A 17,225-nucleotide genomic window follows, 5' to 3' on the forward strand; every position below is an offset into this window, starting at 1 on the left:
GCGGACAGGATCTGTCCTCTACTCTGACGGCGTGCCCAAGACTTCGGGACGCCTGCTGGCGCTGCTCTCGCTGCTTCAGGCCCGCCGCGACTGGCCGGCGGAGCTGCTGGCCGAACGCCTGGCCGTCAGCACGCGCACCATCCGCCGCGACGTCGACCGGCTGCGCGAGCTCGGCTACCCCATCCAGACCTTGAAGGGCCCCGACGGCGGCTACCGCCTCGGCGCCGGCGCCGAGCTGCCGCCGCTGCTCTTCGACGACGAGCAGGCCGTCGCCATCGCCGTGGCGCTCCAGACCGCCATCACCTTCGGGGGCATCGGCGAGGCCGCCGCGCGGGCGTTGACCACCATCCGGCAGGTCATGCCCGCTCGCCTGCGCCATCGCATCGACGCCCTCCGGGTCACCGCCATCGCCGGCGGCGAGCCGCAGGTCGACGTCCACGTCATCACCACCTTGAGCGCCGTCGTGCACGCCCGTGAGGTGCTGCGCTTCGACTACCAGGACCAGCCGCGACGGGCCGAGCCGCACCACCTCGTCACGTGGGGCGGGCGCTGGTACCTCGTCGCCTGGGACCTCGACCGCGAGGACTGGCGCACGTTCCGCGTCGACCGCCTGACACCGCGCGTCCCCACCGGCCCCCGCTTCACCCCTCGCGACCTGCCCGACGACACCCTCGCCGACTTCATCGCCGGCCGGTTCCGCGGCACCGACGCCGCCGGCAACTGGCCCTGCCGCGGCGAGGTCATCCTCGACCTGCCCGCTTCCCACGTGTCCAGCTACACCCCCAACGGCATCGTCGAGGAGCTCGGCCCCCACCGCTGCCGCCTGCTGCTCGGCTCCTGGTCGTGGATCGGCCTCGCCGCCACCCTCGGCCGCTTCGACGCCGACATCGAGGTGGTCGGCCCGCCCGAACTCCGCGCCGCCTTCGCCCGCCTCGCCAGTCGGTACGCCCGGGTTCGGGCATGATCTGGGCGTGGATGAGATCTCGACGGCCGGGGAGGCGGCGCGCGACGAGCTGATCGTGAGCTTCGGGCGGCTGCTGGGGGTGGCCGGGCGGCTGGGGCACATCCTGGGGCGGGCGATCGAGCAGGAGTTCGGCATCAGCCACCTGATGTACGAGGTGCTGTTGATCCTGGGGCGCGCCGGCGAGCCGGGGCTGTCGATGGGGGCGATCGCCCGCGAGCAGGTGCTGACGACGGGCGGCGTGACCCGGCTGATCGACCGGATGGAGGCGGCGGGGCTGGTGGCGCGGGCCGAGGACCCCGGCGACCGCCGGGGCCGGCTGGTCCGGTTGACGCCGCGTGGGGACGACGTGGCGGTGCGCGCGTCCCGGCTGCACCTCGCCAACATCGAGCGGTACTTCCTGGAGCCGCTGCCGGTGGCGCACCGCCAGCGCTTCCTCGATGACCTGCGGATTCTCAGCCACGCGGCCCGCGACGCGCTGCCGCCGCTGCACTGATCGACGCTGTGACCCAGTGCACATTCTCGTAGGGAAATATCTGATGCGTCAGATTCTGTTGTGTCAGGTAAATCTACGGAGGCAGCGATGAGCACACTGGACTACACCGTCCTGGACCTCGACTTCCCGGTCGGCAGCAGGAACAAGACGGCCACGCTGATCACCGGCGAGCACGACGCGCTGCTGGTCGACGCCGGCTTCACCCGCGCCGACGGGCACCGCCTGGTGGCCGCGGTCCTGGACGCCGGCAAGCGCCTGACGACCGTCTTCATCAGCCACGGTGACCCGGACTTCTACTTCGGCGCGGAGGTCCTGGCCGACGCGTTCCCCGAGGCCACGTTCGTCGCGACGCCGTCGGTGATCGAGCACATCCGGCACAGCTACGAGGGCAAGCTCAAGGCCTGGGCGCATCTCGGTGCGAACCTGCCGACGCGGCTGATCGACATCGCGTCGCTGACCGGTGACATCACCTTGGAGGGCAAGGCCTTCCAGCTGCGGGGCGGCCCGGACCGGCACTACCTGTGGCAGCCGGAGGACCGTGTGATCGTCGGCGGAGTCCTGCTGTTCCAACGGGAACACGTGTGGGTTGCTGACACCCCGAAGCCCGAGCAGCGCGCCGCCTGGGTACGGCTGCTGGACGAGATGGCGGCGCTCGACGCGACGCTGGTGGTGCCCGGGCATCGGCTGCCCGAGGCGCCCGCCGACACCACCGCGATCACCGCCACCCGTGAGTACCTGACGACCTTCGAGCGCGAGTTGGCCAACGCGGCCGACGGCCCGGCGCTCACCGAGATCCTGACGACCCGTTACCCCGACCACGGCATGCTGATCGCCGCGCAGATCGGCGCCAAGGTCGCCAAGGGCGAAATGAGCTGGGGATGAGCGACTTCGACCGGCCCGCCGACGTGGTTCGGCGGCAGTACCTGGCCTCCGCCGCCGGTGATCTGGCGGCACTGCGGGACACCCTCGCACCCGACGTCGAATGGACCGAAATGGCCGGTTTTCCGCTGGCCGGCACGTATCGCACGCCCGAGGGCGTCACGTCGAACGTGATGGAGAAGCTCGTCGCCGACTGGGACGACTGGACCGCGCACGACGACAACTACGTCGTCGACGGCGAGAACGTGGTGGTGCTGGCCCGGTACACGGCCACGAACAAGGCCACCGGCAAGCACGTCCACGTCCGGGTCGCACACCACTTCGTGGTGCGCGGCGGCAAGATCGTGCGCTTCGAGCAGTTCGTCGACACCGCCAAGGTGCTCGCGGCGATGTCCTGACCGACTGCAACATGCAGCGCGCAACAGGCGGTCTTGGGGCGTTTTACCAACGGGGACGGGTAATCCCCACGGAACGGGTGTGCGGGACGGACGGTCGCTGCTAGCATCCGCCCGTGTGCAGATGAACGTGCTAATGCACGTGCATCTGCACACGAAGGGGACTGGGGCCGAGCACGACCAGGCTGTGCAGCTCGACCTGGGGTCAGCTGCGGCAGCCGCAGTGGCTACTGCGCAGACGCGCCGCCACTGTCCGTCCGAACACCAAGTTTGGAGTTGGCACATGGCAAGAGTTCGCCCACGCACCTCCCGAGATGCCCGCTCCCGAGGCCGTCACCGCCGAATCGCCGGCGGCCGACCCCGCTCCGCGCCGCAGTTCAGCGCCTCGCCACGCCGCCGCCCGCATGTGGCCGCGCCGTATCGGGTGCTGCCCCGGCCGAGGTCCTGTGACTGCTGGATCCGGCTCGCCCGTGACGTCGTCACGGAGCCCCGGCCGACGCTGCACGCCGCGGTCCTCATCGCGGTCACGCTCGCCGGCCTGTCCGCCGCCGGGCTCGCGCTCGGACCGGTCGCCGCGCCTTTCCTGCTGTGCGGCGGGGTTCTGCTGCGGGCCCGCCGTCGACGCTGACGATCGGCCGCTGTGGGCGGTCCTGCCCGCCCACAGCAGGTCCGGGGCGATTGTCGGGGGTGGTGGCTACGGTGGTCCGGTGCGAGTTGCGACCTGGAACGTGAACTCGGTGAAGCAGCGGATGCCGAGGCTGCTGCCGTGGCTGGACGAGCGCCGGCCGGACGTGGTCTGCCTCCAGGAGCTGAAGCTGTCCGAGGAGGCGTTCACGGCCCTCCTCGGCGAGGAGCTGGCGGGGCGCGGCTACGAGGCGGCCGTGATGGGGGAGCCCCGGTGGAACGGGGTGGCCGTGCTGTCCAAGGTCGGCCTGGACGACGTGGTGCAGGGTGTGGCCGGCGCGCCGGGGTTCCCGCACCAGGAGGCGCGGGCGGTCGCGGCCACGTGCGGTGGCGTTCGCGTGCACTCGCTGTACGTGCCGAACGGGCGTGAGCCGGATTCCGACCACTACCGGTACAAGCTGGCCTGGCTGGCGGCGCTGCGCGAGGTGCTGGCGGCCGGCCCGGCGGACGCGGTGGTGTGCGGCGACATCAACATCGCCCCGACGGACGCGGACGTGTTCGACCCGGCGGCCTACGTGGGGCAGACGCACGTGACCGAGCCGGAGCGGGCGGCCCTGAAACAGCTGCTGGACCTGGGCCTGCACGACGTGGTGCGCGAGCGGTGGCCGACGGAGCGGGTGTTCAGCTACTGGGACTACCGGGCCGGCATGTTCCACCAGGACCTGGGCATGCGCATCGACCTCGTGCTGGCCTCGGGCCCGGTGGCCGGGCGGGTGCGGGCGGCCTGGGTGGACCGGCACGCGCGCAAGGGATCGGGGCCCAGCGACCACGCGCCGGTCATCGTGGACCTCGACGAGGCCCCGGACGGCGACATCGGCCCGGTGGTGCCGCCGCCGTCGGCCCGCGGAACGGGCCGGAAGGCGAGGCTGCCACAGGCAAAAGACTGATCCACATCTCACACTGGGGCCGAATGGCCGATCCAGCGTCGTATCGTGGACGCCGAGCTGCCAACTGGGGGTATGCGGAGGTGAACGGATGCGGCAGCGGCCTTACATCGCGTACGAGCCGCCGAGCCAGCCGCTGCCGGCCAGGTTCCAGGTAGGGGGCCTGCTCGGCCGCGGGGTCGGCACGGAGGTGTACGACGCCTTCGACGAGGAGCTCGACTGCGAGGTCGCGGTCAAGCTGTTCCCGGCCGACCTGGACGCGACGGCCTGCCGGCGGATCGCGGACGAGGCGCAGGCGCTGGACCGGCTCAACCACCGCCGCCTGGTCTCGGTGTACGACGGCGGCATCCACCTGGGCCGCCCGTACCTGGTGATGCAGCTGATCCGCGGCACCAGCCTGAGCAAGCGGTTGCGCCAGGGCCCGCTGCTGATGGCCGAGTCCGTGGTGATCGTCGCGCTGCTCGCGGATGCGTTGTCGCACGTGCACGCCCAGGGCGTGGTGCACCGGGACGTCAAGCCGTCGAACATCCTGCTCGACGAGGGGGGCCTGCCGCACCTGAGCGACTTCGGCATCGCGCTGCTGGCCGGGCAGACCCGGGTGACCGCCGTGGACGAGGTCATCGGCACGCCCGCCTACCTGGCGCCCGAGCAGATCCTCGGCGGCGCCCTCGGACCGTCCGTGGACATCTACGCGCTGGGCCTGGTGCTGCTGGAGTGCATCACCGGCTACCGCGAGTTCGACGGTCCGAACAAGCTGGAGGCCGCGCTGGCCCGGCTCAGCCGCGACCCGGAGGTCCCGGACGAGCTGCCGGGCCCGCTGGCCGGGCTGCTGCGGGCGATGACCGCCCGCGAACCCGGCCGCCGGCCGACCGCGCTGCACTGCTTCAACACCCTGTCCGGCCTGGTCGCCAATGCGGTCGAGGAGGCGGAGACGGTGTCGCTGTCTATGCCCTGGCGACCATCTTGATCTCCAGCAGCTGCGCCGGGAAGGCCAGCCGGCTACAGGCGACGATGGTGCTGGCGACCTGCGGGATCTCGACGCCATAGGCGGCCTTGCGGACCGGCCCGGCGACGGCGAACGCCGCCTCCATGTCCAGCACGTAGATCACCTCCTCGACGACGTCGGCCAGCGACGCGCCGAAGCGGGCCAGCAGCGCCGCCGCGTTGACGTAGGTCTGGCGCATCTGCTCGCCCATGTTGCCGAAGTCGGTGATGCGGCCCTGCTCGTCCACCGGCGCCGGCGCGACCAGGTCCGGGCCGTCGTTGGACAGCTGCCCGGAGATGTAGATGGTGTCGCCACAGCGGACGGCCTGCACGTATCCGTAGGATTCCTCCCACGGGACACCGAAACTCTCTGTTTTCATGGCTGCGACCGTAGGTGTCGCGCCTCGGCGGCGACGAGCGGAAACTGTGCCGTAGAGGGCAAGGATCGTGCCAGGAGGTGGGTGGATGGCGCGCAGGGTCGCGCTGCTCGTGCTGCCGCGGGTGATCGCGCTCGACTACAGCATCGCCATCAACATCCTCGGCGAGCAGCGGGGTTATGAGCTGTTCACGGGCGGTGAGGCCGGGCACGCCGGGCCGGAGGACGGCGTCGTCATCGTGCCGTCGCATCCGCTGTCCGCCGTGGAAGAAGCCGATGTCGTGGTGGTGCCCGGCTTCGGCGACCCGCACATCCCGCCGCCGGAGCCGTTCCTCGACGCCATCGCCCGCAGCGCCGAGCGCGGGGCGACCGTGGTCGGCGTCTGCACCGGCACCTTTGCCTTGGCCGCCAGTGGGATCACCGCCGACCGGCAGGTCACCACGCACTGGCGGTACACCGCGCACCTCCAGGAGTTGTTCCCGCGCACCAAGGTCGTCGAGAACGTGCTGCACATCCAGGACGGCAACCTGCTCACCTCCGCCGGCGCCGGGGCCGCCATCGACCTGTGCCTGCACCTCATCCGCACCGACTTCGGCGTGGACGCCGAACTCGCCGCCGGCCGGGACATCGTCGCCGGTCCGGCTCGTCCCGGGCCGCAGCCCCAGTACCTGGACGTGCTCACCCCGCCCGACGCCGACCTGTCCGACACCCGGGGCTGGGCGCTGCAACGTATCGCCGAGCCCCTCACCGTCGACCAGCTCGCCCGGCACAGCGCCATGTCACGGCGCACGTTCATCCGGCGGTTCCGTGAGGAGACGGGGCTGCCGCCCATGCGATGGCTTACGCTGCAACGGATCCTCGTGGCGCGACGGCTGCTGGAGACCTCCGACTGGTCCGTCGACCGGATCGCCGACGCCGCCGGCATGGGCACCGCCGCGAACTTCCGGGTGATCTTCCGCCGCGAGACCGGATCGCTGCCCAGCGACTACCGGCGGGCCCACCGGCGATGATGGCCGATTCCCGCCAGCCCGGGCCGTCCCCGCGCGCCATGCTTGTCCCATGAGCGAAACCGTGAAGACCATTGTGGACAGTCCGGTCGGGCCGCTGACCCTCGTCGGCCAGGACGGTGTGCTCACCGGCCTGTACATGGACAAGCAGCGCCACCGTCCGGCCGAGGAGACCTTCGGTCCCGTCGACGCCGAGCCCTTCCGCGACGTCATCGAGCAGCTCGCCGCCTACTTCGCCGGCGACCTGGAGACCTTCGACCTGCCGCTCGGCCTGCGCGGCACGCCCTTCCAGCGCACCGTCTGGGCCGCCCTGCGCGAGATCCCTTACGGCGAGACCGTCTCGTACGGCGAGCTCGCCAACCACATCGGCCGCCCCAGCGCCGCCCGCGCCGTCGGATTGGCCAACGGCAAGAACCCCATCGGCATCATCGTGCCCTGCCACCGTGTCGTCGGCTCCGGCGGTGACCTCACCGGCTACGGCGGCGGCATCGAGCGCAAGCAGCACCTGCTCGAGTTCGAGCGGGCCGGCGTTCGCTCCGGGCACATGCTCGCCCTCGAGCCGGCGAGCGTCTGATCCGCGCCGTAAGCGGCGGTCAGGGGGAGGCGAGGCCGTGGCGGTAGGCGTAGCGGATGGCCTCGGGGCGGGTACGGACGTCGATCTTGGCGAAGAGGTTGTTGATGTGGGTCTTGACGGTGGTCTCGCCGATGAACAGGGCGCCGGCGATGTCGGCGTTGCCGAGGCCCTGGGCGATGAGGGTGAGCACCTCGGCCTCGCGGGCGGTGAGGCCGGCGGGCGGCGGGCTTGGCGCGGGGGAGGAAAGGGCGGCGACTATGCGTTGGGAGACGGTGGCGTCGAAGGTGGACTGACCGGCGGCGACGGCACGCAGCGCGGCGGTGATCTCGGCGCGGCCGGCGTCCTTGGTGAGGTAGCCGCGGGCGCCGGCCTGGAGGGCGGCGGCGATGGACTCGTCGTCGGCGTAGGTGGTGAGCACGACGACGGCGACGTCGGGATGGTGGGCGGCGATCCGGCGGGTGGCCTCGACGCCGTCCATGACGGGCATCCGCAGGTCCATGAGCACGACATCGGCGGCGCGAGTCGCGAGCAGGTCCAGCGCCGCCGAACCGTCACCGGCGTCGCCGACCACCTCGACGTCGTCGACGAGGTCGAGCAGCGCGACGAGCCCCTCGCGCATGACGAGTTGGTCGTCGACGACGACGATCCGGATCATTCCGGCACCTCGGCGGTCACCAGCCAGCCCCCTCCTGATCGGCCCGCGCTCAGCGTGCCACCGACGAGTGCGATCCGCTCCCGCATCCCGACGAGACCGTGCCCAGGATCGGCGGTTTCCCCGGACGACGCGTTGTACACCCGAAGTCGGGTCACCGAGCCGAAGTCCAGCATCACCGACACGGGCGAACCCGGTGCGTGCTTGGCGGCGTTCGTCAGCGACTCCCGAGCGATCCTCAGCAGCGACACGGCGGTGCCGGCGGAGAGCGTCCGAACGGAACCGGTGACGGAGAGGTCGATCTCCAGCCCACGGTCCCGCCGGCCGTCGGCCACGAGCTGCTCCAACGCCTCCACCAGTGGCGGCGCGTCGAAACGCAGCGCGGCGACGGCCCGGCGGGCCTCGTCGAGGCCGTCGTGGGCCAGCCGCCGGGCTCGCTGCACGCGGAGCAGGCCGCCCGCCAGGTCGCCACGCTCGGCGAGCAGGCCCTCGGCCACCTCCAACTGCACGCCGAGCGCCCCGAGCGAGTGGGCGAGCACGTCGTGCAACTCACGGGCGATGCGCGCCCGCTCGTCCAGCGCGGCGACCTCGGCCTGGAGCCGCGCCTGCAACTGGTGCTGACGGGCGGCCAGGCCGCTCATGGCGACGATCAGCAGCGCGGCGGTGTCGCCGAGCGCGGAGACGCTGCCCTGCCCCCATGCCAGGGCACCGCCTCCGCAGATCACCAAGCTGCCGGCCAGCACCGCCATCAGCGGCGCGGACGGCAACAACGTCAGCGAGCACGTGGTCGCCAGCGCCACGCATGTGAGCAGCACCGGCGTGCCGTCGGGCGCGGGACCGATCAGCACGACGCACAGCAGGAGGCACGCCAGCAGCGGGTACAGCGCCATCCGCGGCGCCCGGCGGTCGAGCACCACGAACGCGAGCCAACAGGCGAGGCTCACTCCGTAGAGCGACCACATCCACGCCGGCGTCGGTTTCTGCACGGTCGCGAGCGTGATCACGAAGACGCCGGTCCCGATGACGCCGACGAGCAGCCGACCGGGCACGATCCGGTCGAACAGGCGGGACAGGTGCACGACCATCAGGCTGCCACGTCAGCGGCCCGTCCGCCGCCAGATCAGCGCCAGCACGAACAGCAGCACGACGAGCCCGAGCACACCGGCGCCGATCAGCAGGAACCGCATCAGCAGGTACTGCACCACGGCCCCCATCAGCGGCGCTCCTTGATCACGCGCTCGGCGACCATGTTCGCGAGCCCGCCTCGGCGCCGGGCTCCCTCGCGGATCATCGGCTCGACCACCTGCCGCGCGCGGTCGAGCTTGCCGAGCCGCCGCAGCACGAGCGCCACCGCGAACAGGCCGAGCACCACCAGCACCACGACGCCGCCGATGAGCGCGCCGCGGAGCAGGAAGTACTCCATGACGTCTTGCAGTGTGTTGTCCATGGCGCGGACGCTACGGAGCGACCGGGGTGGATCAGCACCTCCCGGCGGTGGAGATCCGGGTGGAGCCGCCCTCCACCGTCAGGGCCGCAATAGCACCCGGATCGGGTTGCCGTCATGCTCCCGGAGTCGGCGAATGCCCTCGTCGAACTCGTCCAACGGTAGCACTGCGCTGACCGACGCCGACAAGTCGAGGCGTCCTCGGGACACCAGCTCGACCAACTCGTCGAGATGCCGCATCTTGTAGCCGAGATGACCGGTGACGGTGTGCCGGCGGGCGAGGAATGCGCCCTCGCGGCCGAGTTCGATCGGCTCGCCGCTGATGCCGACGAGCAGTAGCCGCCCGCGCGTCGCCAGCACGCCGTTGGCCTGCGCCACCGTCGACGTGCGGCCGACGCAGTCGAAGGCGGCGCGCAGGCCGCGGCCGTCGGTGATCTCCATGATCCGCGCGGGCGTGTCCTCGGCCAACGGATCGAGCACGAAGTCCGCGCCGAGCGAAAGGGCCCTTTCGCGCACTCCCGTCACCGGATCGAGTCCGATGACCGGCGACGCGCCGGCGATCCGGGCCAGCTGGACGAGGTGGCTGCCGATGCCGCCCATGCCCCACACGCCGACGGATTCCGCCATCCGCAGGCCGGCGGTCTCCAGCGCCCCGTATGGGGTGGAGACGGCATCGGCCAGCACCGCGGCCTGCTCCATCGGCACGCCGTCGGGCACCGCGATCAGCGACACCCCCGGCGTGACAACGTATTCCGCCCACGCGCCGTCGTACGCGAACGCCATCACCTCCAGCGCCTCGCAGTCGTCGATGTTGCCGCCGAACGCGCACGACCGGCACTTTCCGCAGGCCCGGCCGGCGGCGATCACCACCCGGTCGCCGACCTGCCAGTGCCGCACCGCGCCGCCGACCGCCGCGATCGTGCCGGACGCCTCGTGACCGGGCGTGATGACTGGTAGCTGCGCCGGAATGTGGCCGTCGAACTGGCTCAGGTCGGAGTGGCAGATGCCGCACGCGGCGACCTTCACCACCACCTCGGTCGGCCCCGGTCGCGGCACCGGCACGGTCTCCAGACGCAACTCACGGGTGTCGGCGTGGAACCGGACGGCGCGCATGGTCTCCGGCAGCTCGGTCGTCAACGGCGGAATCCCTTCCAGTGGCAAGAACGCTGCCGCCGACGCTAGGGGACGCCTGCATGTCTGGCCATGTGGATGGCCCCGCCTGAACGGATTCAGTGCCCGTCCTCACGGACAGAGCCGAATGGCGTTGGGCACGAGCAAGGTCTGTCCCACCGCGAGCTCGGTGTTGTCGTAGCCGAGGTTGTTGAGTTTTTGCAGTGTGTGGACGGTGGTGAGGTAGCAGCGGGCGAGTTTGTCGAGGGTGTCGCCGGGGCGCACGACGACGGCTCCGATGGAGGTCGCGTCGAAACGGGGCACCAACGGGGTGGTGCTGAGTGTGGTACTGAGTTCGGTGCCCGGGTCGAACTGGAAGTACGTGCTGGTGGGGAGATCGACGGTCGGCAGCGAGGTGGTCTCCGGCAGTACAGTGGTGATGGCGCGGGGCGGAGCCGGTGGGGCGTTGTCGGCGATCACGGTGATGGCGACGAAGGCGACGACCACGACGGCACAGAGGGCGTAGACGCGGTTGCGGGCCGCGCGATCGTGGTCTGATTCGAACGGCGCGGTCACCAGGGTGAGGGCGGGTTCGGCGTCGAATGGCCGCGGGCGCTGAGGATCGACGCGTAGCGACGCCAGGTACAGACGGAGCCTGTCGACGTCCGAGTCGACGGCCTCGAAGACCAGGGCGTTGAGCTCGGCGAACGGCAGTACGCGCACGCCATCGTCGCGCAGCTCGCTGACGACGAGTTCGCTGGGGCCGGTCCACGACAGCCGCCAGTGCGCGCTGCCGGCCTCGACCAGGTAGTGCCCGGCCAGCGCGTGCAACGCCTCGCACAGCCGGGCCATCGCGCGGAGCGGATCCTCCTTGTCGAAGCGCGTGGCGAGCTGCGTGGCCTCACCGGCTTCGAGCAACTCCAGCACGGTCGCGAGGGTGGCATCGGGTCCGGCGGCGTGGAGCAACGTCCGCGCGGCGGCAGTCGGCGCGCCGACGCGGGCGGCCTTCGCCCGCCACTGCTTGGCCGGCAGCGCCTCGACGTCCTGCCCGGGCAGCAGGTGCTCGATCAGCTTCCGGCCGGGATAACGCCAGGTTGACGGCTCAGGCTCGCGCAGCCAGGCCGGCACGTCGGATTCCATCGCGGCCAGGCGGGTCAGCCGGTCGGCCATGCTGGGGTGGCTGGCGAACCGGTCGTGCGGCTGGGGTTCGGGATCGGCGGCCTTGAGCTCGTCCAGGGCCCGGCGGCGGTGCTCGTCGGACAGCATGGCGGCGAACATCGCCAGCGGGTCCTCCGGCGCATAGCCGGCGCCGGCGGTTGCCAGCAGGTACTTCTGGGTGAAGACGTGCCAGAAGGCGTCGATCGCGGCGAGGGATCTCAGCGTCCGGGCGACCGATTCGGGACCGGCGATCCGCGCGGCGACGGCATCGGCCTCGAACTCCTGCTGCCGCCGAACGGCGAAGGAGACTCGCGCGTACAGGTGGGCGTAAGCGCGGAAGACCGAGGCGAAGAGCCTGGTCACGTTCCCCAGTATGTGGCGCGGCGCGCTGGCGAGGTTGTTGTGAAGTCTTTCCAACGCCAGGAAACCGCGGTACACGATGGTGCTGCCACGGGTGTGCCAGCCGAGGTAGTGCCCGAACTCGTGCCCGAGCAACGCCCGAAGCTCGTTCGCGGACAGCTCGGCCAGCAAGGGAAGTCCGAGGTGCAGTCGGCGGCGACCGGGCAGCAGACCCAGCAGGCGAGCGTCTTCGCTGACCGATCCGTTGACTTCGCCGGTCAGGCGTACCTCGTGTGGCGGCCGGATACCGGCCTCGGCCGCCACCTCCCGGACGAAGGCCCACAGTTCCGGGGCTTGCTCCTCGTCGACCGGCACAGATGGGGTGTCCGCGTCGATGCCGCCGACCGCGAACATGCTGCTGAGCACGACCACCACCGCGACGATCAAGCCGGCGAGCCCGAACAATATCGAGGTGATGTACCCGTGCGTCTCGCCGTTCATGTAGGACTGCAGGACGTCCGCGCACAGGATCGCCAGGCCGCCGCATATGGCCACGCCCACCAGGGCGATGACGTACACCCCGGACAGCATCAGGATCGCCAGCACCGCGCGCAGTGTGGTCATCCGCGCCGCCACCAACGCTGCGGCGGGTGCACGAGATCCACGGCGGCCCGCACGCGGTCGCGGGTCATCACGTCGGCGGCGAAGGCGGCCGCCAGCCACTGTTCGACGTGCCGCAACGCCTTGACCTCCACGTGCGCCGGCGCGCTGGCCCAGGATGGATCACGCAGGGTCGGCACGGGAATCCCCAGCTTCACCGACAGCGCGGCGCGGGCCTTGTGCAGGTGCGCGGCGACGGTGCCGCGCTGGATGCCGAGAACGTCCGCGACGTCCTGCTGTCGCATGCCGTCCAGGCAGCAGTGCACGAGCACCGCCCGCTGCGTCGGCGGCAGCCCGGCGATGGCGGCCAGCACCTCCTTGGCCGCGATGGCGTCGTCCGGTGTCTCGTGCGGGACCCTCGGCAACTCCAACGCCGCCACCTCTTCCTGCCTGCGACGCTGCCGGAACAGCCGGAACGCCTTGCGTGTCATGGTGACGTGCAGATACGCCTCGGGCGCGTCGTAGCCGACCACCCGGGCCCAGTTGCGGGCGACCTCGGCGAACGCCTGGGCCGCCACATCCTCCGCGTCGGCCCGGTGGCCGCACAGCAGCACGGCCCGGGCCAGCAGCCGCGGGTACGAGGCCCGGAAGAACTCGTCGAAGGTCATTCGCCGCCCTCCCCACGAGCGATCACCAGCCAGCCCCCGCGGTCCCGGCGCGCCACCGTCGACCCCGGCCCGGCGGCCCGCGACAACCGGCCCAGCAGACGGGCCCGTTCCCGCTCGGCACGCAAGGTCAACCTCCAGCGTGCCACCTCGCCGGCCACTCTCGCCGCCGTCAAAAGGGCAGTCAGCAGCAAGGGATCGTGCATGTTTTCCTCCCCGTGTCGGTGTTCTCGTCAGGGGAGAGGCGCGCCGCGGCCGAGGTGTTTACCGGCCATCGCCAACTGTACTGACTGGTACAGTTAGTGGCATGGGTGAGCGGACTGCGCCGTCGGGGACCAGGGCGGACGGCAAGCGCCGGGCCATCGTGCGGGCGGCGCTGGCCGAGTTCCTGGACGCGGGCTTCGACGTCAGCGTGGACCGCATCGCCGCCGCTGCCGGCGTGTCCAAGGTGACCGTGTACAACCACTTCGACAGCAAGGAGAACCTGTTCCGGGCGGTGGTCTCCGGCCAGCTCCAGGGCGCGCTGGCCGAGGTGGAGCGGCAGGTGGAGGCCCGCCTCGGCGACTCCGACGACGTTCGCGCCGAGCTGGTGCGGGCCTGCCGGTCCTGGGTGGCGGCGCTGACCACGCCGGACATGCTGGCGCTGCGCACCCTGGTCGCCGTCGAGTCCCGGCGGTTCCCGGAGCTCGGCGAGGCGTGGCTGGAGCACGGCCCGAACGTCGTGTTCGCCAAGGCGCTGACCAGGCTGAACGACCGCGGCGTGCTCCACGTGGCGGACGTCGACCTGGCGGTGCTCCAGCTCGCCGGCCTCGTGCTGTCGCCGCACCTCGTCCACGGCCGCACCCCGGGCAAGAGACTGACGGACCGGCTCATCGTGACCGGGGTGGACATGTTCCTCGGCCACTACGTCCGTAGCTGAACTGGTCCGTACAGTTCATTTCGATTCGCGGTACAGTCGACGGAGCCGCTGTCGAGGGCATGGGGGGACGGTTGTGACTGAGGCTCGCATCGAGACTGTGGTGGACACGCTGTTCGGCCGGGAGCTGCCCGACCCGTACCGGTGGATGGAGGACGGCCCCGAGCTGCGGGAGTGGCTGCTCGCACAGGGCAAGGCGGCCGAGGAGCATTTCGCCGCGCTGCCGCTGCGGGCGGAGCTCAAGGCCCGGCTGGACGAGCTCACCGCCGACGCCGTCGAGATCACCGGCTTCGCGCTGGCCGGCGACCGGGTGTTCTGCCTGCGGCAGACCGGGACCGTGCCGGTGCTGGTCGTGCGCGAGGGCGACGAGGAGCGGGTGCTGCTCGACCCGGCCACGTTCGACGGGGAGCTGCACAGCGCCCTGGACTGGTACACGCCGAGCCCGGACGGGGCACTGATCGTCTGCGGTGTCTCGCAGGGCGGCTCCGAGCAGAGCCAGGTGTACCTGCTCGACGTGGCCACCGGCGAGCTCACCGAAACCCCGCTGCGGCACTCGCGGTTCGGCGGCGTCGCCTGGCTCCCGGACGGCTCGGGCTTCTTCTGCCACCGCTACCCGGATCCCGACCCGGACCTGCCGCCGGCCCGCCGCCGCGAGTACAGCGCCACCTGGTTCGTGCCGGTCGGCGGCGGAGAGCCGACGGTGATGCTGCGGTGCGGGCACAACCCGTCGCTGCCGATGGCGCCGACCGACCGGCCGTACCTGCTGCTGCCCAAGGACTGCGAGCTGATGTTCACCCTGATCGCGCACCGCGCGTTCGGTGACTCCATCAGCGAGGAAATGACCGACTTCACGCTGTACGCCGCACCGAGGTCCGGCCTCGACAGCCCCACGACGTGCGAGTGGCGCAAGATCGCCGATCCGTCCGACGGCATCACCGCGTACGCGATCCACGGCGACACGCTCTATGTCGTCACGCACAAGGACGCGCCGCGCTCGGAGGTGCAGGCCTGGTCGCTGACCGACGGGACCCGCACGGTCCTGGTCCCGGGCAGCGAGCGGGCCGTGCGGGGCATCCGGGTCATCGGCGACCACCTGCTCGTGCGGGACGTCGACGCCGGCACCGCCGCGCTGCGCCGTGTGCCGCTGGCCGGCGGCGAGATCGAGGACGTGCCCCTGCCGCCCGGCGGCTACATCGCCCAGTGGACCGCACATTCCGACGGCCGCTCGGCGCTGGTGGTGTTCAGCTCCTTTACGCAGCCGCCGACCGCCTACCGCTACGACGGGGAGCTCCGCGACACCGGCTGGATCCCGCCGTCACGGGTGGACTTCAGCGACATCGAAGTCACGCACCTGCGGGCGCCCGCCCGGGACGGTGTGTCGATCCCGCTGACCGTGGTGCACCGCAAGGGAACCCCGCTCGACGGCGAGAATCCGACCATCCTCACCGGCTACGGCTCGTACGGGTTCGTGCTGCGGCGGCAGTTCAATCCCCGGCTGCTGCCGTGGCTGGAACGCGGCGGCGTGTTCGCGATGGCCGGCCTGCGCGGCGGCGGTGACCACGGCCACGAGTGGCACATGGCCGGCAACCTGGCCAACAAGGAGAACACCATCACCGACTTCATCGACTGCGCCGAGCACCTCGTCGCCGTCGGCTACACCCGGCCCGAGCGGCTGGCCGGCGACGGCGGCAGTGCCGGCGGCATCCCCACCGGCGGCGCGATCGTGCGCCGGCCGGAGCTGTGGGCGGCGATGGTCATGGAGGTGGCGGTGTCCAACATGACGCGGATGGAGTTCACCGAGAACGGCCCGATCAACGCGCCCGAGTTCGGCTCCGTCGCCACCGAACAGGGCCTGCTGGATCTGCTGATCGTCGACAGCTACCTGCGGGTGGAGGACGGCGTGGCCTACCCGGCCGTGCTGCTCACGTGCGGTCTGAACGACCACCGGGTGCCGGCGTGGCAGCCGGCCAAGATGGGTGCCCGCCTCCAGGCGGCCACCTCGTCCGGCAATCCGGTGCTGATCCGGGTGGACACCGATGCGGGGCACGGCTTCGGGTCCACCCGGGAGCAGCGCAACGCGCTCACCGCCGACATGCACGCGTTCGTCGGCGCGCGGACCGGCTTAGTGGGCCGCTAGGAAGGCGTGCTGCGCGGCGACCTCGCGCTGGGCAACCGTGAGCGGGAACGCCGTGAAACCGTGCGGCGCCTCCGCCACGATCTCCACCTCGGCCGGGTTGCCGGCGGCCCGCCACCGTGCGGACATGAACAGGGTGTCGTCGAGCAGCGGATCCCTGGTGCCGACGACGAACCGTGCCGCCGGAAGGTCGCGCAGGTCGGCGTACAGCGGGGAGATGTCCGGGGCGTGCAGCTGCTCCTCGGACATGCCCGGAAAGGACTGCGCCCGGAACCACCGCTCCGACAACGTGCCCGTCACCAGATGCTGTTCGCCGAACGCCCGGGCGCTCGGCGTCAATGCCGCGTCGTACACGCCGTACGCCAGGTAGGCGGCGCGGAATGCCTTGTGCTGCCCGGAATCCCGCAGCGCCAGCAGCACCTGCACGGCCAGCTCGGCGCCGGCGGACTCGCCGCCGATCAGCAGCCGGTCGGTGCCGAACTCCGTCGTCGCCGTGAGCCAGCGCGCGGCGTCCACACAGTCGTGCACGGCGGCGGGGTGCGGATTCTCCGGCGCCAGCCGGTAGTCGACCGACACCACCGCGAGCGAGGTCGCCACCGCGAGATCCCACAGCCGGCCGTCCTGGTTGCGGGCCGACCCGAGCACCCGCCCGCCGGGGTGCAGGTGCAGGTACACGCCGCTCACCGTAGGCGGGGTGAACACCCGGACGACGACGTCCCCGTGCCGGCCGGGCACCGCTCGGTCCACGCCCTCCGGCAGCAGCGTCGGCGGCGGGAACACCCCGAACCCGCCGCGGGCCGCGGCAAGGTCCGTCGCCTCGTAGATCGGCGGCACGTCGGCGAGCCGCTCCGCCAGCTTCTCGTTGAAGGCGACGGTCTCCTCGACGACGTCCTGGCCGGTGGTGACGATCGACATGTGATCGAGTATCGCAGCCCGTGTGGACGGACGCGGCCGCATCTGCTTAAGG

The 17,225-nt window shown here is 71.4% G+C and carries 20 protein-coding genes; 11 read left to right on the forward strand and 9 right to left on the reverse strand.

All coding sequences use genetic code 11. The features are described from left to right. The first annotated feature begins 31 nt into the window (after positions 1–31). The 7 genes from BCF44_RS36360 to BCF44_RS36390 all read left to right on the forward strand — a co-directional run bounded on the left by BCF44_RS36360 (position 32) and on the right by BCF44_RS36390 (position 5,266). Positions 32–964: a helix-turn-helix transcriptional regulator gene (locus tag BCF44_RS36360; RefSeq protein ID WP_116179003.1), complete on the forward strand. Its 933-nt coding sequence runs from the start codon at positions 32–34 to the stop codon at positions 962–964. Positions 965–971: 7 nt separating this feature from the next. After that, entirely contained in the window at positions 972–1,457 is a 486-nt protein-coding gene (locus BCF44_RS36365; protein WP_211353373.1) for a MarR family winged helix-turn-helix transcriptional regulator, read from the forward strand. Positions 1,458–1,544: 87 nt separating this feature from the next. Next, positions 1,545–2,339 (forward strand): MBL fold metallo-hydrolase, encoded by a 795-nt coding sequence (locus tag BCF44_RS36370; RefSeq protein WP_116179005.1) that lies wholly within the window; start codon positions 1,545–1,547, stop codon positions 2,337–2,339. After that, positions 2,336–2,734 carry a nuclear transport factor 2 family protein gene (locus BCF44_RS36375; RefSeq protein ID WP_116179006.1) on the forward strand — a complete coding sequence of 133 codons (399 nt, stop codon included), beginning with the start codon at positions 2,336–2,338 and terminating at the stop codon, positions 2,732–2,734. Before BCF44_RS36370 ends, BCF44_RS36375 begins: the two co-directional genes overlap by 4 nt. Positions 2,735–3,014: 280 nt before the next feature. Continuing rightward, positions 3,015–3,359, forward strand: coding sequence for a hypothetical protein (locus BCF44_RS54870; protein WP_147328766.1), 345 nt, complete (start codon positions 3,015–3,017; stop codon positions 3,357–3,359). 79 nt (positions 3,360–3,438) lie between these two features. Further along, positions 3,439–4,302: an exodeoxyribonuclease III gene (locus BCF44_RS36385; protein ID WP_116179008.1), complete on the forward strand. Its 864-nt coding sequence runs from the start codon at positions 3,439–3,441 to the stop codon at positions 4,300–4,302. An 88-nt stretch (positions 4,303–4,390) separates the two neighbouring features. Next, positions 4,391–5,266 (forward strand): serine/threonine-protein kinase, encoded by an 876-nt coding sequence (locus BCF44_RS36390; RefSeq protein WP_116179009.1) that lies wholly within the window; start codon positions 4,391–4,393, stop codon positions 5,264–5,266. Here the strand turns inward: BCF44_RS36390 and BCF44_RS36395 are convergent. After that, positions 5,244–5,663, reverse strand: a complete 420-nt coding sequence (locus BCF44_RS36395; protein WP_116179010.1) for a RidA family protein — start codon at positions 5,661–5,663, stop codon at positions 5,244–5,246. The genes BCF44_RS36390 and BCF44_RS36395 overlap by 23 nt on opposite strands. Before the next feature lie 85 nt (positions 5,664–5,748). Here BCF44_RS36395 and BCF44_RS36400 point away from each other — a divergent pair, with 85 nt between their 5' ends. Both BCF44_RS36400 and BCF44_RS36405 read left to right on the forward strand, forming a co-directional pair. Next, positions 5,749–6,669, forward strand: coding sequence for a GlxA family transcriptional regulator (locus BCF44_RS36400; protein WP_116179011.1), 921 nt, complete (start codon positions 5,749–5,751; stop codon positions 6,667–6,669). Between the two features lie 49 nt (positions 6,670–6,718). Then, positions 6,719–7,240, forward strand: coding sequence for a methylated-DNA--[protein]-cysteine S-methyltransferase (locus tag BCF44_RS36405; RefSeq protein ID WP_116179012.1), 522 nt, complete (start codon positions 6,719–6,721; stop codon positions 7,238–7,240). Between the two features lie 19 nt (positions 7,241–7,259). Here the strand turns inward: BCF44_RS36405 and BCF44_RS36410 are convergent, their stop codons facing one another. The 7 genes from BCF44_RS36410 to BCF44_RS36440 all read right to left on the reverse strand — a co-directional run bounded on the left by BCF44_RS36410 (position 7,260) and on the right by BCF44_RS36440 (position 13,414). Continuing rightward, positions 7,260–7,895, reverse strand: coding sequence for a response regulator transcription factor (locus tag BCF44_RS36410; protein WP_116179013.1), 636 nt, complete (start codon positions 7,893–7,895; stop codon positions 7,260–7,262). Further along, positions 7,892–8,971, reverse strand: a complete 1,080-nt coding sequence (locus BCF44_RS36415) for a sensor histidine kinase (RefSeq protein ID WP_246015981.1) — start codon at positions 8,969–8,971, stop codon at positions 7,892–7,894. The genes BCF44_RS36410 and BCF44_RS36415 overlap by 4 nt, the downstream gene beginning before the upstream one ends. 134 nt (positions 8,972–9,105) lie before the next feature. Continuing rightward, positions 9,106–9,339: a hypothetical protein gene (locus BCF44_RS36420; protein WP_116179014.1), complete on the reverse strand. Its 234-nt coding sequence runs from the start codon at positions 9,337–9,339 to the stop codon at positions 9,106–9,108. Between the two features lie 78 nt (positions 9,340–9,417). Continuing rightward, positions 9,418–10,473 carry a zinc-binding dehydrogenase gene (locus tag BCF44_RS36425; protein ID WP_246015984.1) on the reverse strand — a complete coding sequence of 352 codons (1,056 nt, stop codon included), beginning with the start codon at positions 10,471–10,473 and terminating at the stop codon, positions 9,418–9,420. A 105-nt stretch (positions 10,474–10,578) separates the two neighbouring features. Beyond that, positions 10,579–12,567 carry a M48 family metalloprotease gene (locus tag BCF44_RS36430; RefSeq protein WP_147328767.1) on the reverse strand — a complete coding sequence of 663 codons (1,989 nt, stop codon included), beginning with the start codon at positions 12,565–12,567 and terminating at the stop codon, positions 10,579–10,581. Next, positions 12,564–13,211 carry an RNA polymerase sigma factor gene (locus BCF44_RS36435; protein ID WP_116179016.1) on the reverse strand — a complete coding sequence of 216 codons (648 nt, stop codon included), beginning with the start codon at positions 13,209–13,211 and terminating at the stop codon, positions 12,564–12,566. Before BCF44_RS36435 ends, BCF44_RS36430 begins: the two co-directional genes overlap by 4 nt. Next, positions 13,208–13,414, reverse strand: a complete 207-nt coding sequence (locus BCF44_RS36440) for a hypothetical protein (protein ID WP_116179017.1) — start codon at positions 13,412–13,414, stop codon at positions 13,208–13,210. The genes BCF44_RS36435 and BCF44_RS36440 overlap by 4 nt, the downstream gene beginning before the upstream one ends. A gap of 101 nt (positions 13,415–13,515) precedes the next feature. Between BCF44_RS36440 and BCF44_RS36445 the strand changes: the two genes are divergently transcribed. Both BCF44_RS36445 and BCF44_RS36450 read left to right on the forward strand, forming a co-directional pair. Then, complete coding sequence (locus tag BCF44_RS36445) at positions 13,516–14,127, forward strand: TetR/AcrR family transcriptional regulator (protein WP_116179018.1); 612 nt, start codon at positions 13,516–13,518, stop codon at positions 14,125–14,127. Positions 14,128–14,200: 73 nt separating this feature from the next. Further along, entirely contained in the window at positions 14,201–16,261 is a 2,061-nt protein-coding gene (locus BCF44_RS36450; RefSeq protein WP_116179019.1) for a prolyl oligopeptidase family serine peptidase, read from the forward strand. Here BCF44_RS36450 and BCF44_RS36455 read toward each other — a convergent pair. Then, positions 16,247–17,173 carry an alpha/beta hydrolase fold domain-containing protein gene (locus BCF44_RS36455; RefSeq protein ID WP_116179020.1) on the reverse strand — a complete coding sequence of 309 codons (927 nt, stop codon included), beginning with the start codon at positions 17,171–17,173 and terminating at the stop codon, positions 16,247–16,249. The two genes, BCF44_RS36450 and BCF44_RS36455, sit on opposite strands and share 15 nt — an antisense overlap. Positions 17,174–17,225 lie beyond the last annotated feature (52 nt).

The sequence above is a fragment of the Kutzneria buriramensis genome, from assembly GCF_003387475.1.
Lineage (GTDB): Bacteria > Actinomycetota > Actinomycetes > Mycobacteriales > Pseudonocardiaceae > Kutzneria > Kutzneria buriramensis.

Coding starts and splice junctions, on each gene's coding strand:
- BCF44_RS36370 (WP_116179005.1), top strand. CDS start 1,545: ATGAGCACACTGGACTACACCGTCCTGGACCTCGACTTCCCGGTCGGC.
- BCF44_RS36375 (WP_116179006.1), top strand. CDS start 2,336: ATGAGCGACTTCGACCGGCCCGCCGACGTGGTTCGGCGGCAGTACCTG.
- BCF44_RS54870 (WP_147328766.1), top strand. CDS start 3,015: ATGGCAAGAGTTCGCCCACGCACCTCCCGAGATGCCCGCTCCCGAGGC.
- BCF44_RS36390 (WP_116179009.1), top strand. CDS start 4,391: ATGCGGCAGCGGCCTTACATCGCGTACGAGCCGCCGAGCCAGCCGCTG.
- BCF44_RS36395 (WP_116179010.1), bottom strand. CDS start 5,663: ATGAAAACAGAGAGTTTCGGTGTCCCGTGGGAGGAATCCTACGGATAC.
- BCF44_RS36400 (WP_116179011.1), top strand. CDS start 5,749: ATGGCGCGCAGGGTCGCGCTGCTCGTGCTGCCGCGGGTGATCGCGCTC.
- BCF44_RS36405 (WP_116179012.1), top strand. CDS start 6,719: ATGAGCGAAACCGTGAAGACCATTGTGGACAGTCCGGTCGGGCCGCTG.
- BCF44_RS36410 (WP_116179013.1), bottom strand. CDS start 7,895: ATGATCCGGATCGTCGTCGTCGACGACCAACTCGTCATGCGCGAGGGG.
- BCF44_RS36420 (WP_116179014.1), bottom strand. CDS start 9,339: ATGGACAACACACTGCAAGACGTCATGGAGTACTTCCTGCTCCGCGGC.
- BCF44_RS36430 (WP_147328767.1), bottom strand. CDS start 12,567: ATGACCACACTGCGCGCGGTGCTGGCGATCCTGATGCTGTCCGGGGTG.
- BCF44_RS36435 (WP_116179016.1), bottom strand. CDS start 13,211: ATGACCTTCGACGAGTTCTTCCGGGCCTCGTACCCGCGGCTGCTGGCC.
- BCF44_RS36440 (WP_116179017.1), bottom strand. CDS start 13,414: ATGCACGATCCCTTGCTGCTGACTGCCCTTTTGACGGCGGCGAGAGTG.
- BCF44_RS36445 (WP_116179018.1), top strand. CDS start 13,516: ATGGGTGAGCGGACTGCGCCGTCGGGGACCAGGGCGGACGGCAAGCGC.
- BCF44_RS36455 (WP_116179020.1), bottom strand. CDS start 17,173: ATGTCGATCGTCACCACCGGCCAGGACGTCGTCGAGGAGACCGTCGCC.